Origin of the sequence: Microbacterium sp. 77mftsu3.1, from assembly GCF_900100525.1 — a bacterium.
In the GTDB taxonomy this organism is placed as follows: Bacteria; Actinomycetota; Actinomycetes; order Actinomycetales; family Microbacteriaceae; genus Microbacterium; species Microbacterium aquilitoris.
The window spans coordinates 265,620-279,636 of record NZ_FNCR01000002.1; the positions used below are offsets into that span (position 1 = coordinate 265,620).

Here is a 14,017-nt window from a genome sequence, read left to right on the forward strand (position 1 = left end):
GAGCGCTTGCCGCACGCTCGGGAGAGTGCTAGGAGATTCCATTCATGTGAATCGCTTCACGTGTCGTCAGCGCACCGCTGCACCGAGCGTCGCCATCAGGCGCGCCACCTGCATCGCGAGGACCACGCGGTAGAGCGGTGCCATCACCCAGCCGAACGCGCTCCGTCGACGGGAGTAGGTGCGCTCCCAGGAGTAGTCGATGTGCACCGTCGTCCCGCCGGCGGCGGGTTCCAGACGCAGGCCGATGCGTCGCGCGTTCGCCTTCGGTGCGTCGGGGTAGCGGAACGTCCAGGTCACGAGGTGCGCCTCGGCATCCATCGTCCGCGAGATGGACAGGTGACGGAACGCCGGCTTCGCTTCGACGTCGTCGCGAGGCGCTCCGGCCCATCCGCCGTCGGGTGCCTCGCTCACGTGCCCGACCGACTCCTCCCACTCCGGCACTCGCTCGGGGTCGGACACGAGCGCCCAGGTCTCGTGGACGGGTGCGGCGACGAACGACGCGGCAGACCGGGCGAGCGGATGCCGCCGCCGCACCGTCGTCGCCGGCGGCAGCGCGCCGGCGGCATCGAGCCGCGCACGCAGATCGTCCGCCGTCAGGCCCAGTCGGCGCAGCAGGGCCTCGATCGCACCGCTCGGCTCGTCGAGGAGTCGGCGGAGGATGCCGGAGCTCGTCCCGTCTCCCGGTGAGGTCAGCACCCGCTCGGCCACCGGAGACCACGCCCATCCGGCCGAGGGTCCGACCGCGATGGGGCCGGGCGAGAGGGCCGCCCCCGCTGCGCCGAGCGCGGCGAGGTGTGCGGCTTCCTCCGCGGCGACGGCCTCGCGGACGGTCGTGATCGTCGCCCCCGCCGCTCGCAGGACCTGACCGGCATCCGCCTCGTCGAGGGTGAGGGCGAGGAACAGGTGCTCGACGCCGAGTTCGGTGCGGCCGGTGCGGGATGCCTCTTCCATCGCGTAGCGCGTGAGGCGATGCGCGTTCCCCAACGCCGTGGTCATCTTGCTCATGCTCTCCTCCGGGGGACCTCGATGGTCGGATCGATCCGCTTCGCATACTTCTTGTGCACGGCCTGGCGGGTGACGCCGAGCGCATCGGCGATGCCCTGCCACGACATGCCGCCGCGCAGGGCGGCCTCGACCTGCCGGAGTTCGAGAGTGTCGGCGAGGATGCGGAGCGATGCGACGGCGCGGAGTCCCGCGCGGGGGTCCGTCGTGTCGCTCGCGACCTCGATCGCGCTGGGAGTGTCCATGAAGCAACCTTGGTTGACAGAGCGACGAGTTGTCAACCTTCGTTGCTCGACACGGACACCGATGCCGCATCCGCGGCGATTCGTCAAGGCATAGGGATCGCTCATCCTGCGGTGGAAAAGTGACACCCATGACCGTTCCCACCATCACACTCAACGACGGACACACCATCCCCCAGCTGGGCTTCGGCGTCTTCCAGGTCGACCCGGCCGAGGCCGAGCGCATCGTCAGCGTCGCCCTCGAAGCCGGCTACCGCCACATCGACACCGCAGCTGTCTACGGAAACGAAGAGGGCGTCGGCCGCGCGATCGCGGCCTCCGGCATCCCCCGCGACGAGCTGTTCATCACCACGAAGCTGTGGAACTCCGAGCAGGGCACCGACACCCCCCGCCCGGCGATCGAGGCGAGCCTGCAGAAGCTCGGACTCGACCACGTCGACCTGTACCTGATCCACTGGCCGCGTCCCGACAAGAACCGTTACGTCGAGACCTGGCAGCAGTTCGAGACCTTCCGGTCCGAGGGTCTGACGCGCTCGATCGGCGTCTCGAACTTCCATCAGCCGCACCTGCAGCGACTGTTCGACGAGACCGACACCGTGCCGGCCGTCAACCAGATCGAGCTGCACCCGGCGTTCGCGCAGCGCGAGCTCCGCGCGTTCCAGGAGCCCAAGGGCATCCACACCGAGTCGTGGGGCCCCCTCGGGCAGGGCAAGTACGACCTGTTCGGCGAGAAGGCCGTGGCGGATGCCGCCGAGGCCCACGGTGTGAGCCCGGCTCAGGTCGTCATCCGCTGGCACCTGCAGGAGGGCCTCATCGTCTTCCCCAAGTCCTCGACGCCCGAGCGCATCGCGACGAACTTCGACGTGTTCGGCTTCGAGCTGAGCGCTGACGAGGTCGCCGGTATCAACGCGCTCGACCGCGGCCAGCGTGTCGGTGCCGACCCGGACACCGCCACCTTCTGATCCATCCACGAGGGGAGGGCGCCGAGGAATCGGCGCCCTTTTCTTGTGCGACCCCCCTTTCGGCTCCCAGGGTGGGCTCGGTACAATCGATCGTCCTCGAATCGATTCGAAATCCCCCGAAGCCCCGAAAGCCCGCATGGCCACCTCTTTGACGACGGGCCGCCCCTGGCGCGTCATCCTCCTGTTCACCCTGCCGCTCATGATCGGCAACGTGGTGCAGCAGATGTATCACTTCGCCGACACGATCGTCGTGGGTCGGCTGCTCGGCGTCGACGCGCTCGCCGCCGTCGGCGCCACCGGGAGTCTGCTCTTCCTCCTGCTCGGCTTCGCGTGGGGACTGACCTCGGGTTTCGCCATCCCGACCGCGCAGGCCTACGGAGCGATGGATGCCGCGGGCGTCCGCCGCTCGGTCGCGACCGGCGCGTTCCTCAGCGGCATCACGACGATCATCCTGACCGTCGGGGCCCCCCTGATCGCCGAGCCGGCACTCGTCGCGCTGCAGACTCCGCGCGAACTCCTCGCCGACGCGACGGTGTTCACCCAGATCAGCTTCCTCGGCGCCGGTGCGCTGATGTTCTTCAACTTCCTCTCCGCCGTCATCCGGGCCATCGGCGACTCGCGGACGCCCCTCATCTTCCTCATCGTCTCGTGCGGGCTGAACGTCGTGCTCGTCATCGCCGCCATCGCCTGGCTCGGCATGGGCGTCGCCGGAGCGGCCCTCGCGACGGTGATCGCGCAGGCGACGTCGGTGCTCCTGTGCCTCGAATTCGTGCGCCGCCGCATCCCCGAACTGCACCTGCGCCGCGAGGACTGGCGCATCACCCGCGCCGACATCGTCGCGCACCTGCGCCTCGGCCTCCCCATGGGGTTCCAGGCGTCGATCATCGCGATCGGTGCGCTCACCGTGCAGGTCGCGCTCAACACACTAGGCGGCGAGGCGATCGCCGCCTACACCGCGGCATCCCGCGTCGACGGTCTCGCCGTCGCCCTCCTGCAGTCCATGTCGCTCGCCGTCTCGATGTACGTCGCGCAGAACTACGGCGCCGGTCGCCCCGACCGCATCCGCCGGGGCGTCGTGCAGGCGACGTGGATCGCGCTCGGCACGGCGGTGGCCCTCGGCATCCTGCTGATCTCCTTCGGCGGTCCCATCGTCCGGATCTTCGTCGGCGACGGCGCGGACGAGGTCGTCCACCTGGCCGTCTCGATGCTCGTCATCAACGGCCTGAGCTACACGGCGCTCGGCGTGCTGTTCGTCACGCGCGGTGCGCTGCAGGGGCTCGGCAACGCTGTCATCCCGACGGTCACGGGCGTCGTGGAGCTCATCGCGCGCGCGGCCGCGGCGATCCTGCTCGGGTCGCTGTTCGGCTTCATCGGCGTCGCGTGGTCGAACCCGCTCGCCTGGATCTCGGCCGCCGTCATCCTCATCCCGTCGTACATCCGCGCGCACAAGATGCTCGCGACCATGCCGATGGCGCCCATGACGATCACCCCGACGACCCCGATCGCGGTCATCGGACCGGTCGACGGATCCATGACGGTCGAGACGGTCGTCACGCAGCCGGTGCCGCTGCCGCAGCATCCGTCCCGTATGCGTCAGGCGCTCCGGCGCCGCCCCCGCGCGCCGCGTCGGCTCTCGCGCAAGCGCTGACCCCGCGGCGCCTCGCGCGGGTGTCGGCGCCGAGGTCCCACTCCGGCCGGGAATCCGCTCGACGTTGCCGGCTCGATCGGGACCTCGATCGGGCCCCACGCCGCCGCCCGCGCGTCAGGAGGTCGCGCCGTCCTCCAGACGCGCCCGTGCGCGGTCGTGGCGGCGGCCGATCTCGACCAGTCCGGTCGCGGCCCCCAGGCCCATCGGGGGAGTGTCGACGTAGATCGACTCCGCGGCCGCGACCCGGTAGGTCTCGTGCCACACGCCGATCGCGCCCGGGTGCTTCCGCGCGTTGCGGTTGAAGCTCGTCCACGCGGGGCGGTGCGCCTGCTCGGGCGCCGACGCGTAGGCGTAGAGCTTCTCAAGCGACGACCAGTACTGCACGAGGTACGGCCCGCGGCGTCCGAGGAGCATCGTCGAACCGAGCAGGCCTGACTCGGGGTCGCTGAACAGCTCGCCGAGCATCTTCGGCATGCTGGCGGACACCGGCATCCACACGTCGGGACGCCACCACTTCTTGATCGTCATACCGATGTGGAAGACGACGAGTTCGCCGTCGTACGAGTGGGTCATGCGGGCCATGTCGACGCCTTTCGATAGTGTCGCTATCTAGAATGGATAGCGGTACTATCGATGTCAAGGGGGAATCGATGCGGATCTCAGAACTCTCCGCCGAGACGGGCGTCCCGGTCGCGACGATCAAGTACTACCTGCGCGAGAAGCTGCTCCCCGAAGGTGAGCGGACCTCTCCGACGCAGGCCGTGTACGGCCCTGCACACGCTGAAAGGCTGCGGCTGATCCGCGCGCTCGTCGACTCCGGCGTCGGGATCGCCGCCTCGCGACAGGTCATCGCCGCGCTCGACGATCCGCCCGCCAACCCGAACCATCTCCTGGGAATGGCGCATGCCGCCGTCTCGCCGCCGGCGCTCGACGATCTCGATCTGTCGGCGGCCGAAGCGCTGATCTCGCGGTGGGGATGGAACCCCGACGCCTGCGGTCCGCAGCAACTCGCCGGCGTCGCCCGTGCTCTCGACACCCTCGATCGGGCCGGCTTCACCGTGCCCGAGGCCACCATGGACGCCTACCTCGCCGGCATCCGTCGGATGGTCGACGCGGAGATCGACGCGATCCCCACGACGTCGACCGACGCGGCAGTGCGGTACGTCGTGCTGGGGACGGTGCTCGTCGAACCGCTCCTCCTCGCTCTCCGTCGCGTCGCGGAGGAGTTCGTCTCGGGCGACCGGTACGGCGACGCGGTTTCCTGAGATAAACCTGGGGGTGCACAATCGGGGGATGACGACCGTCTTCCCCGCGTTGACCGAGACCCCCGACCCGCAGTTCGTCATGGTCGGCGACGGGTACCGGATCGCGACCTACGAGTGGGGACCGACGGATGCCCCGACGGTGCTCCTCGTGCACGGGTTCGCCTCGAGCGCGCGTGACAACTGGGTCAACACGGGATGGGTGCGCGACCTGCTGCGTGCCGGATACCGTGTGCTCGCCGTCGACCAGCGCGGTCACGGCGCCAGCGACAAGCCCCACGAGTCGCGGGCCTACGAGCTCCGGACGATGGTCACCGACGTCGAGGCGGTGCTCGACACCTACCTCGTCGACGAAGCGCTCTACGTGGGCTACTCGCTCGGCGCCCGCGTCGGCTGGGAGGTCGCCCGCGACCTGGAGCCCCGCATCCCGCGCGTCGTCCTCGGCGGCGTCCCCGACGGCGTTCCGCTCGGACGACTCGACCTCGACCAGGTTCAGGCGTACGTCGATGAGGGCACCCCGGTGACGGATGCCGTGACCCACAACTACATCTCCCTCACCGAGCGCGTGCCCGGCAACGACCTGCGCGCCCTGCTGGCGATCGCCCGCGGCATGCGCGCGACCGGCACCGTCGATCCCGATCCGGGCAACGCCCCCGCGCAGCCCGTGCTCTTCGCGACGGGGACGAAGGACGGCATCATCGAGGGCTCCCGCACGCTCGCGGCGGCGACCCCGCAGGGCCGGTTCGTCGAGATCCCCGACCGCCACCACTTCAACGCGCCCGGTTCCCGCGCGTTCCGCGAGGCGGCGCTGGCCTTCCTCGCCGAGTAAGGCGCGGCATCCGTCGAGGTCCCGTTCCGGCCGGGAATCGCCGGGGCATACCCGGCCCAATCGGGACCTCGCGGCGGACTACGCTCGCGTCATGACAGACCTCTCGTCGTGGGGCGTGGCCTCCGACTCGCCGACCGCGGAGCACTACCGCACGTTCGGCTCCGTCGAGGCCCGCGGCTCGTCCGACACATACGAAGGCTGGGCCCTCGGAGTCGCGGACGACGCCGAGATGCTCGCGCTCATCGATGAACTCCCCCGAGCCAAGCGGCAGGCGAACCTCGTCTTCGCCGCGATGCGCGTCGTTGGCGTGCCGATCGCGTCATGGCAGGGCGCGCGCGGAGAGGCGATCGCGCGGTGGCCTCGGATCCGCGAGGTCGCGCTGACCCACGCGACCCAGACGAACGAAGCCGCGCGCTGCGCCGTGCTCCTGCCGCAGCTCGCACGCATCCCGGGCCCGCTCGCCCTGCTCGAGGTTGGAGCGTCCGCGGGACTCTGCCTCTACCCCGACCGGTACACGTACCGCTACACCGCCGGCGACGGCACCGTCACGCGCATCGACCCGGTGGTTCCGACCGACGTCGTCATCGACTGCCGCATCGAGAACACCGCGCCGCCGACGCATCTGCCCGACGTGGTCTGGCGCGGGGGCATCGATCTCAACCCGCTCGATCCCGCCGACCCCGACACGCTCGCCTGGCTCGACGCCCTCGTGTGGCCGGAGCACGAGGACCGGCGCGCCCGCCTCCGTGCCGCCATGGCGGTCGCGGCATCCGATCCCGCACCGATCCGCGCCGGCGATCTCAACGACCTGATCGCGGATGCCGCGGCATCCGCCCCCGTCGACGCGACCCTCGTGGTCTTCCACACCGCCGTGCTCGCCTACCTGAGTCCCGAGGATCGAGAGCGCTTCCGCCGCACGATGGCCGACACGGATGCCGTCTGGCTCTCGAACGAGGGGCTCGGCGTGTTCCCGGAGTTCGAGCGGATCGTCCCGCCGGGGGAGCGGCACCGATTCGTCCTCGCCGTGGACGGCGAGCCCGTCGCCCTCACTCACCCCCACGGCCGCAGCTACCGCGGCCTCTGATCGCGCTCCGGGGACGCCACGCGCCGCTTCGGCGGCATTCCCGCGACACCACGCGTCCCCGGAACCGACCCCCTCGCCCCGCACCCCCGCACCTGGCAACATCGGCAGAAGACACCGAGAGGATCGACCATGGCAGGCAAGACCAGTGACGGCGCCGGCTTCAGCGACGCCGAGAAGGCCGCGATGAAGCAGCGCGCTGAGGAGCTCAAGGCGATGAAGGGACTCAAGGGCCTCGCGAAGATCGAGAAGGAGAACCAGGCCTGCCTCGACGCCATCGAGGCGCTCGAGGGCACCGACCGCATCGTCGCCGAGAGACTGCACGTCATCGTCCTCGAGGAGGCGCCGCACCTCAACCCGAAGACGTTCTACGGCTTCCCGGCCTATGCGAAGGACGGCAAGGTCGTCGTCTTCTGGCAGCCGGCATCCAAGTTCACCACCCGCTACGGCACGGTCAGCTTCGACGAGACCGCGCAGCTCGACGACGGCCCCATGTGGCCGGTCTCGTTCGCGGTGATCGAGATGACGGATGCCGTCGAGCAGCGCATCCGCGAGATGGTCAGGACCGCGGCACCGCGAGACTGACGATCCGATCGTCGCCGTCCCGCGGTGACCCGCGTCCGTCGGTGTTGTTCGTCAGGACGAACACGGTGCCGTCCGGGCCGACGGTCACGTCACGGAGCCGGCCGTAGTCGGCGCTGAGCTCGGTGGACGTCGACGGGTCCGCCACGGGGACGGCGCGCAGCACGCGCCCGCGCAGGTTGGCGATGAGGATCGTGTCGTTCACGATGGCGACGCCGCTGGGGCTGGCGGCATCCGTCGGCCAGGTCTGGACGGGATCGATGTACCCGTCCGCCTCGCCGCCGGTGCCCTCGACGGAGGGCCAGCCGTAGTTGCCGCCCGGCTCGATGATGTTGAGCTCGTCGCGGTAGTTGCGACCGAACTCGCTCGCGAACATCGTCCCGTCCTCGGCCCACGCGAAGCCCTGCACGTTGCGGTGTCCGAGGCTGTAGACCGCTGACTGCGGGTCGGGATTGTCCGACGGGATGCCGCCGTCCGGGGCGATCCGCAGGATCTTGCCCGCCAGCGAGCCCGGGTCCTGCGAGGCCGGTTCGTCGCTCGTGTCGCCGTTCGCGATGTAGAGCATGTCGTCGGGACCGAACGCGATACGACCGCCGTTGTGGTGGGTGCCGGCCGGCATCCCGTCGATGACGGCCGCCGGCTCTCCGAGACCGTACGAGCCGGGAGTCCCGGTCAGCGGGTACTTCTCGACGCGGTTGCCGCTGCGGGCGGTCGAGTAGACGTACAGCGCGTCGCCGTCGGTCGCGAGGCCCAGGAGTCCGCCTTCGTCGCTGTGCACGACGCCCTCCACGGTGGCGGCAACGCGCGTGGTCCCGTCGAGGGATACCTCGAGAATACGGGCGGTGTCCCGCTCGCTGACGAACACGACGTCGCCGACCACAGCCATCGACCAGGGAGCGTCGAGCCCGCTCGCGACGGTGCGGGGCGTCACCGGTACGGGCGTCGGCGTCGGTGTCGCGGTGGGGGTCGGGCGCGGGCTCGCGCTCGGCGTCGAGGAGGGTGTCGGGGATGCGGCGTCGGGCTCTTCCGCCGGAGCACACGCGCTGAGAAGCAGGGCGGCGGCGACACCGACCCCGGCGACGGACGAGGAGGTGCGGCGGCGCGGCGACATGCGCCCAGTCAACCGCATCGGGCCCCGCGGAGAGCGAACCCAGGTGAACGACCTAAACTGGGGGCATCCCGTTCCTGTCTGTGAGAACCACGCCTGTGTCTGACGTCGCCCCCCGCACCTTCGAGGTGCGCCACCTGCAGATGGGGCGCGCCCTCTTCGCGGCTCTCGCGGCGATCATGATCACGTTCTCGGTCGACCATTCCGCGCCGGTCGGGATGTCGGTGTTCAGCGGGTTCGCGATCGCCACCGCGCTGATCCTCCTGCTCTCGGCCTGGCTCGTCTTCCGCGCCGGCGAGCGCTGGCAGGCGGTGCTCCTCGGCTCGCTGACCCTCGTCGCCGGGATGGTCGCCTCGTTCCCGGCGCTCCGCACGGTCGACGGCTTCTTCACGACCGTCCTCGTCTGGGCGCTGGTCACGGGCGCGGCCGAACTCGTCATCGGCATCCTCGGACGCCGTCGCGGCGACGCCGCCGCGCGCGAGGCGGTGTTCGTCGGCAGCCTCACGGTGCTCCTCGGCGTCGCATTGCTGTTCGTCCAACGGGACTACCTGCTCGAGTACTACATAGCCCAGGCCCGACAGTCGTTCAGCCTCACCGGCATCACGATCGGCGTGGGTGTCCTGGGCGGCTACGCGGCGATCGTCGCCGTGTACCTGGGAATCGCGGCGTTCTCACCCCGCCCCGACGCGGCGGCCGCCGTCGAGACGGCCGACACGGATGCCGCTGGAGGCCGCGCATGAGCGAGAAGAACCCCACCCGTCGCGATCTGATGCGTCCGGTGCAGCTCCTCGGATTCGCCCTGCTGGCGGCGGTGTTCGCCGGTGTCGTCACCCTCGTCTCGATGGGCGTGCTGCAGGATCAGCGGCCGGGGAGCGACGTCGACCAGCACCTGCGTGCGTGGGCTGTCGCCGGCATCGTCACGGGCATCACCTTCATCGCGACGCTCGTGATCATGGCGCTGTCGCTGCTCGCCGTCGACCCCGCGCAGATGGCCAAGCCGGTCGAGCGGGGACTGCTGCTCGACGCCGAGGACGAGTCGACGCCCGGTGAGGGCGACGCGGGTCGCCATCCGGCCCCGCCCTCCGGGCACTGACCCGGGCTTCGGCCTGCGCGGCGGCATCCGCTGGGCTCGGTTGTCGCGTTCGGTCGCGTCAAAGTGCGGCCTCGCGCGCGCTGAACCCGCCATTCGGCGCGACTGAACGGTAGGGCCGGCGTTCAGCCGCGTCAAAGTGCGACTTCGCGCGCGCTGAACCCGCCATTCGGCGCGAGCGGATGCCGGGGCCACGCGCCCCCGCCCCGCCCCGCGCGTCAGCGCAGCAGGTCGACGAGCCGGTCAGCGAGGCCCGCGTAGCCGGCGGGCGTCAGGGCGAGCAGGCGCTGCTTCGCGGCATCCCCGATGTCGAGCCCGTTCACGAACTCGGCGAGCTCCGGAGCGCCGACGCGGCGGCCGCGGGTGAGGTCCTTCAGCAGCGCGTACGGGTCGGTGATCTGCGAGCGACCGGCGACGATCTCGGCGCGGACGACGGTCTGGATCGCCTCGGCGAGCACTTCCCAGTTCGCGTCGAGGTCCGCGAGCAGCACGTGGCGCGACAGCGAGATCTCGGTGAGACCGCGCTGCAGGTTGTCGAGCGCGAGCAGCGAGTGCCCGAACGCGACGCCGATGTTGCGCTGCGTCGTCGAGTCGGTGAGGTCGCGCTGCTGACGTGAGGTCACGAGCGTCGACGCGAGCGTCCCGAACAGGCCGCCGGCGATCTCGAGGTTCGCTTCGGCGTTCTCGAAACGGATCGGGTTGATCTTGTGCGGCATCGTCGACGACCCGGTCGCCCCCGCGACGGGGATCTGGGCGAAGAAGCCCATCGAGATGTAGGTCCACACGTCGGTGGCGAGATTGTGCAGGATGCCGCCCGCGTGCCGCACGCGGTCGTAGAGCTCGACCTGCCAGTCGTGCGACTCGATCTGCGTCGTCAGCTCGTTGAAGCCGATGCCGAGACCCTCGATGAAGCCGCGCGACAGGGCGGGCCAGTCGACGTCGGGCTCGGCGGCGAGGTGCGCCGACCACGTGCCGGTCGCGCCGGAGAACTTCGCGAGGTACTCGCCCTGCGAGATCTGGGCGGCGACGCGCTGCAGGCGCCAGGCGAAGACGGCGAGCTCCTTGCCCATGGTCGAGGGCGTCGCCGGCTGACCGTGCGTGCGCGACAGCATGACGGCATCCCGGTGCTCTTCGGCCAGCTGCGTCAGCGACTCGACCACGGCATGGAGCTTCGGCAGCCACACGCGCTCGACGGCGCGCTGGACGGTGAGGGCGTACGAGGCGGAGTTGATGTCCTCGCTGGTGCAGGCGAAGTGCGTGAGCTCGGCGATCGCGTCGAGTCCGAGGGTCGAGAGGCGGTCGCGGACGAGGTACTCGATCGCCTTGACGTCGTGGCGGGTGACCGCTTCCTTCTCGGCGAGCCAGTCGATCTCGTCGGCGCCGAAGTCGCGGTAGAGGGCGCGGAGCGACTCCTTCTGCGCGTCCGTCAACGCGGACGAACCGAACAGTCCGCGATCGGTGAGCGTGATGATCCACTCGACCTCGACCTCGACGCGGGCCCGGTTCAGGCCGGCTTCGGAGAGGTACTCGGTCAGGGGAGCGACGGCGGGGGCGTAGCGTCCGTCGAGGGGGCTCAGCGACATCGAGGGCAGGGAGGACACGCGACTCCGTTCGGTGGGGGGGTGCGCTCACCGGCGAAGCGCGGGTTCGAGCTGCCGGAACAGAGCCCGGCTCGCGCTCTCGATCATACCGAGCACCTCGTCGAACATCGTGGGGCCGCCGTAGTACGGGTCCGGGACGTCGAGCGCACCGTCCGCGCGCGCGTCGAAGTTCAGCAGGAGTGCGAGCTTGTCGACGTCAGCGGGGCTCCGTGCCCACTCCGACAGGATCCGTTCGTGCGAGCGGTCGAGCGCGATCACCAGGTCGTTGCGGTCGAAATCCTCACGCGAGAACTGCTTCGCCCGGTGGCGGGTGCCGTCGTAGCCGCGCCGCTCGAGCGCATCGAGGGTGCGGCTGTCCGCGCGCTCCCCGACGTGCCATTCGCCCGTGCCGGCGCTCGTCGAGACGACGCGGTCGCCGAGTCCCGCCTGATCGGCGAACCACCGGAAGACGACCTCCGCCATGGGGGAGCGGCAGATGTTCCCGGTGCACACGAAAACCACGCGAAAAGCATCATCGGGCGCGGGCACCACTCCATTGTGCTGATCGAAGCGCCTTCTGCACAGACCGGGGGGTTCCTGAGGCATCCACCGGGCTTCGTCAGGGTCGCTCGCAGACGGATGCCGCGGGCCACCCTCGACGCATGTCCGATGTCGTCGCGCCCTACCCGTACCTCTGGGGCACCCCTCTCGAGGAGCGTCTCGCCACCTTCGATCAGGCCCTGGCCCTCCTGCGGCAGGCTGACGGGGAGGCACTTCGCCTGCTCGCCGACGTCCGCGGTCTCGCGCACCTCGTGGATTGGAGTGCGGATGCCGCCGATGCATTCCGCGCAGCGGTGTCGGCCTGGGAGAGCGAGCTGGTGCAACTGACCGCCGCCATCCAGGCCGTGATCGACCAGACCTGTCTCGACCGGCGTGTGGCGGAGGCGGCGGGCTGATGGGCGATCTCGAGATCCGCAGCGGGCGGGTTGTCGCGGTGGACACCGAGACGCTCCGACATGCGGCCGCGCGAGCCGACCTGGCCGTGGCCGATGCGGAGACGCTCGGCACGACGCTGCGACAGGCGGACCAACTGCTCGACATCACCCTGACCGGTGTGATGGTCGGCCACCCCGTGACGATCGCTCAGACGGTGACCGAGCAGGGGCGGATGCTGGTGACCGCGCTGCGCGACACCGCAACGGCCTACGAGCTCGTCGAGCTGCAGGCGCGTCACGCTGCCGCGGCGGCAGGGGACGCCGCGGATCGTCGTGACGCGGTGCTTCTCGCCCGCCGGATCGAGCAGCTCGAGGCATCCTCTCCCGCGGCCGCAGCGCTCGCGGAGCAGGCGGTCGCCGATGCTCCGAACCCCTTCGCGACGGTCGCGCGCGAGCTGTTCTGGCCGAGCCTCCTCCTCGGCACGCTCGGCGCCGGCACCATGGGTCTCTACGGCGCGGGGACGCTCGCGATCCGCGCTGCGGGGAAGGGGGCGATCCCCGACGGCAGCAGACTCGTGGGAACGCCGAGGACACCGACCGTCTCGCTGATCACGGTCGCGAAGGGCACGGCGCCCGAGTCGATGTCGGCCCTCGCCCGGCGGCAGCCGTCGACGGAGCGGCCGGGAGACATCCGCGTCGAGCGGTACACGATGCCCGGCGGAGGTCGGCGGTTCGCTCTCTACGTCTCGGGGACGCGCACCAAAGGCGACGTCGGCACCTTCGGCATGGGGACGAACGTGCCGCTGTACCTCGGTGCCGCGTCGTCGTCCTATGAGTCCGTCCGGATCGCGCTCGAGAAGGCGGGCGCGAAGCCGGGCGACTCGGTGATGGTCAGCGGGCATTCGCAGGGCGCGATGATCGCCAGCCGCGTCGCGCTCGAAGAGGAGTACGAGGTGCCGATGCTGGTCGGATTCGGCAATCCGGTGCAGGCGGACGTCGGCGCCGACACCCTGCAGGTCGACCTCCGCCACAGCGACGATCTTGTGCCCCTCCTGGCCGCCGGAGGGCATGACGGATCGATCGGCGCTCAGGGCAGCATGGTCGTCGAGCGGGACGTCAGTCCTTGGCCGGGTCTCGACTCCCACCAGATGGATGCCTACACCGAGACCGCCGAGATGCTCGACGCATCCTCCGACCCGCGGGTGGATGCCGTCCGGCAGCGTCTCGCCGAGTTAGGGCAGGCCGAATCGGTCGAGGTGTTCGTCTACGACACCGAGGAGGGTGTCACGCCTTCGTCTGCGGACGCAGGATGATCCCGAAGACGAAGTTGATGATCGAGATGATGAGGGCGGCGACGACGCCGAGCCAGAAGGACTCGACCGTGAGGCCCCAGCCCCACCACTCGGTGAACCATCCGGTCAGCCAGAACAGGAAGCCGTTGATCACGAGGGAGATGAGACCCAGGGTCAGGATGTAGAGCGGGAAGGCGAGGATCTTCAGCACCGTCCCGATCACGGTGTTCACGATCGCGAACACGGCCGCCACGGCGAGGAGCGACAGCACGAGCTGCAGCGTCTCGCCGGGGGCGAACGGGGTGACCTCGACGCGCAGCGGCTCGATGAGGGTGACGACCCAGATCGCGAATGCGTTGATCACGACGCGGATGATGAAGCGCATGCTCGCAGTCTCCCACGCG

The 14,017-nt window shown here is 70.2% G+C and carries 17 protein-coding genes; 10 read left to right on the top strand and 7 right to left on the bottom strand.

The window, feature by feature from the left end; translation table 11 throughout:
• Nucleotides 1-66 precede the first annotated feature (66 nt).
• Together BLR68_RS06255 and BLR68_RS06260 are read right to left on the bottom strand one after the other, a co-directional pair.
• Nucleotides 67-1,005, bottom strand: a complete 939-nt coding sequence (locus BLR68_RS06255) for an SRPBCC family protein (RefSeq protein ID WP_018187698.1) — start codon at nt 1,003-1,005, stop codon at nt 67-69.
• Nucleotides 1,002-1,247 (bottom strand): hypothetical protein, encoded by a 246-nt coding sequence (locus tag BLR68_RS06260; protein ID WP_018187697.1) that lies wholly within the window; start codon nt 1,245-1,247, stop codon nt 1,002-1,004. The genes BLR68_RS06255 and BLR68_RS06260 overlap by 4 nt, the downstream gene beginning before the upstream one ends.
• 128 nt (nt 1,248-1,375) lie before the next feature.
• On the opposite strand from BLR68_RS06260, the gene BLR68_RS06265 reads away from it, so the two are divergent.
• On the top strand, nt 1,376-2,206 hold the full coding sequence (locus tag BLR68_RS06265) for an aldo/keto reductase (protein ID WP_018187696.1): 831 nt from the start codon (nt 1,376-1,378) through the stop codon (nt 2,204-2,206).
• A 136-nt stretch (nt 2,207-2,342) separates the two neighbouring features.
• Nucleotides 2,343-3,854, top strand: coding sequence for an MATE family efflux transporter (locus tag BLR68_RS06270; RefSeq protein WP_018187695.1), 1,512 nt, complete (start codon nt 2,343-2,345; stop codon nt 3,852-3,854).
• A gap of 114 nt (nt 3,855-3,968) precedes the next feature.
• On the opposite strand, the gene BLR68_RS06275 is transcribed toward BLR68_RS06270, so the two are convergent.
• Nucleotides 3,969-4,436 (bottom strand): DUF4188 domain-containing protein, encoded by a 468-nt coding sequence (locus BLR68_RS06275; RefSeq protein ID WP_018187694.1) that lies wholly within the window; start codon nt 4,434-4,436, stop codon nt 3,969-3,971.
• A 68-nt stretch (nt 4,437-4,504) separates the two neighbouring features.
• On the opposite strand from BLR68_RS06275, the gene BLR68_RS06280 reads away from it, so the two are divergent.
• The 4 genes from BLR68_RS06280 to BLR68_RS06295 all read left to right on the top strand — a co-directional run bounded on the left by BLR68_RS06280 (nt 4,505) and on the right by BLR68_RS06295 (nt 7,611).
• On the top strand, nt 4,505-5,119 hold the full coding sequence (locus tag BLR68_RS06280; protein ID WP_018187693.1) for a MerR family transcriptional regulator: 615 nt from the start codon (nt 4,505-4,507) through the stop codon (nt 5,117-5,119).
• A 28-nt stretch (nt 5,120-5,147) separates the two neighbouring features.
• Entirely contained in the window at nt 5,148-5,945 is a 798-nt protein-coding gene (locus tag BLR68_RS06285; RefSeq protein WP_018187692.1) for an alpha/beta fold hydrolase, read from the top strand.
• Between the two features lie 91 nt (nt 5,946-6,036).
• On the top strand, nt 6,037-7,029 hold the full coding sequence (locus tag BLR68_RS06290) for a DUF2332 domain-containing protein (protein ID WP_018187691.1): 993 nt from the start codon (nt 6,037-6,039) through the stop codon (nt 7,027-7,029).
• Between the two features lie 129 nt (nt 7,030-7,158).
• Complete coding sequence (locus BLR68_RS06295) at nt 7,159-7,611, top strand: hypothetical protein (protein ID WP_018187690.1); 453 nt, start codon at nt 7,159-7,161, stop codon at nt 7,609-7,611.
• Here BLR68_RS06295 and BLR68_RS06300 read toward each other — a convergent pair.
• Nucleotides 7,586-8,719, bottom strand: coding sequence for a PQQ-dependent sugar dehydrogenase (locus BLR68_RS06300; protein ID WP_018187689.1), 1,134 nt, complete (start codon nt 8,717-8,719; stop codon nt 7,586-7,588). The two genes, BLR68_RS06295 and BLR68_RS06300, sit on opposite strands and share 26 nt — an antisense overlap.
• A gap of 95 nt (nt 8,720-8,814) precedes the next feature.
• Between BLR68_RS06300 and BLR68_RS06305 the strand changes: the two genes are divergently transcribed.
• A complete protein-coding gene (locus BLR68_RS06305) occupies nt 8,815-9,456 on the top strand; it encodes a hypothetical protein (RefSeq protein WP_018187688.1) in 642 nt (213 codons plus the stop codon).
• Complete coding sequence (locus BLR68_RS06310) at nt 9,453-9,809, top strand: hypothetical protein (protein ID WP_018187687.1); 357 nt, start codon at nt 9,453-9,455, stop codon at nt 9,807-9,809. Before BLR68_RS06305 ends, BLR68_RS06310 begins: the two co-directional genes overlap by 4 nt.
• Before the next feature lie 215 nt (nt 9,810-10,024).
• On the opposite strand, the gene purB is transcribed toward BLR68_RS06310, so the two are convergent.
• Together purB and BLR68_RS06320 are read right to left on the bottom strand one after the other, a co-directional pair.
• Entirely contained in the window at nt 10,025-11,407 is a 1,383-nt protein-coding gene (purB, locus tag BLR68_RS06315; RefSeq protein ID WP_018187686.1) for an adenylosuccinate lyase, read from the bottom strand.
• A 27-nt stretch (nt 11,408-11,434) separates the two neighbouring features.
• Nucleotides 11,435-11,908 carry a low molecular weight protein-tyrosine-phosphatase gene (locus tag BLR68_RS06320; RefSeq protein ID WP_018187685.1) on the bottom strand — a complete coding sequence of 158 codons (474 nt, stop codon included), beginning with the start codon at nt 11,906-11,908 and terminating at the stop codon, nt 11,435-11,437.
• 140 nt (nt 11,909-12,048) lie between these two features.
• On the opposite strand from BLR68_RS06320, the gene BLR68_RS06325 reads away from it, so the two are divergent.
• The gene (locus BLR68_RS06325; protein WP_018187684.1) at nt 12,049-12,342 is read left to right on the top strand and encodes a hypothetical protein; all 294 of its coding nucleotides are present in this window, start codon (nt 12,049-12,051) and stop codon (nt 12,340-12,342) included.
• Nucleotides 12,342-13,634 (top strand): alpha/beta hydrolase family protein, encoded by a 1,293-nt coding sequence (locus BLR68_RS06330; RefSeq protein ID WP_018187683.1) that lies wholly within the window; start codon nt 12,342-12,344, stop codon nt 13,632-13,634. The genes BLR68_RS06325 and BLR68_RS06330 overlap by 1 nt, the downstream gene beginning before the upstream one ends.
• Here the strand turns inward: BLR68_RS06330 and BLR68_RS06335 are convergent.
• Nucleotides 13,606-13,998, bottom strand: coding sequence for a phage holin family protein (locus BLR68_RS06335; RefSeq protein WP_018187682.1), 393 nt, complete (start codon nt 13,996-13,998; stop codon nt 13,606-13,608). The two genes, BLR68_RS06330 and BLR68_RS06335, sit on opposite strands and share 29 nt — an antisense overlap.
• Between the last annotated feature and the right edge of the window lie 19 nt (nt 13,999-14,017).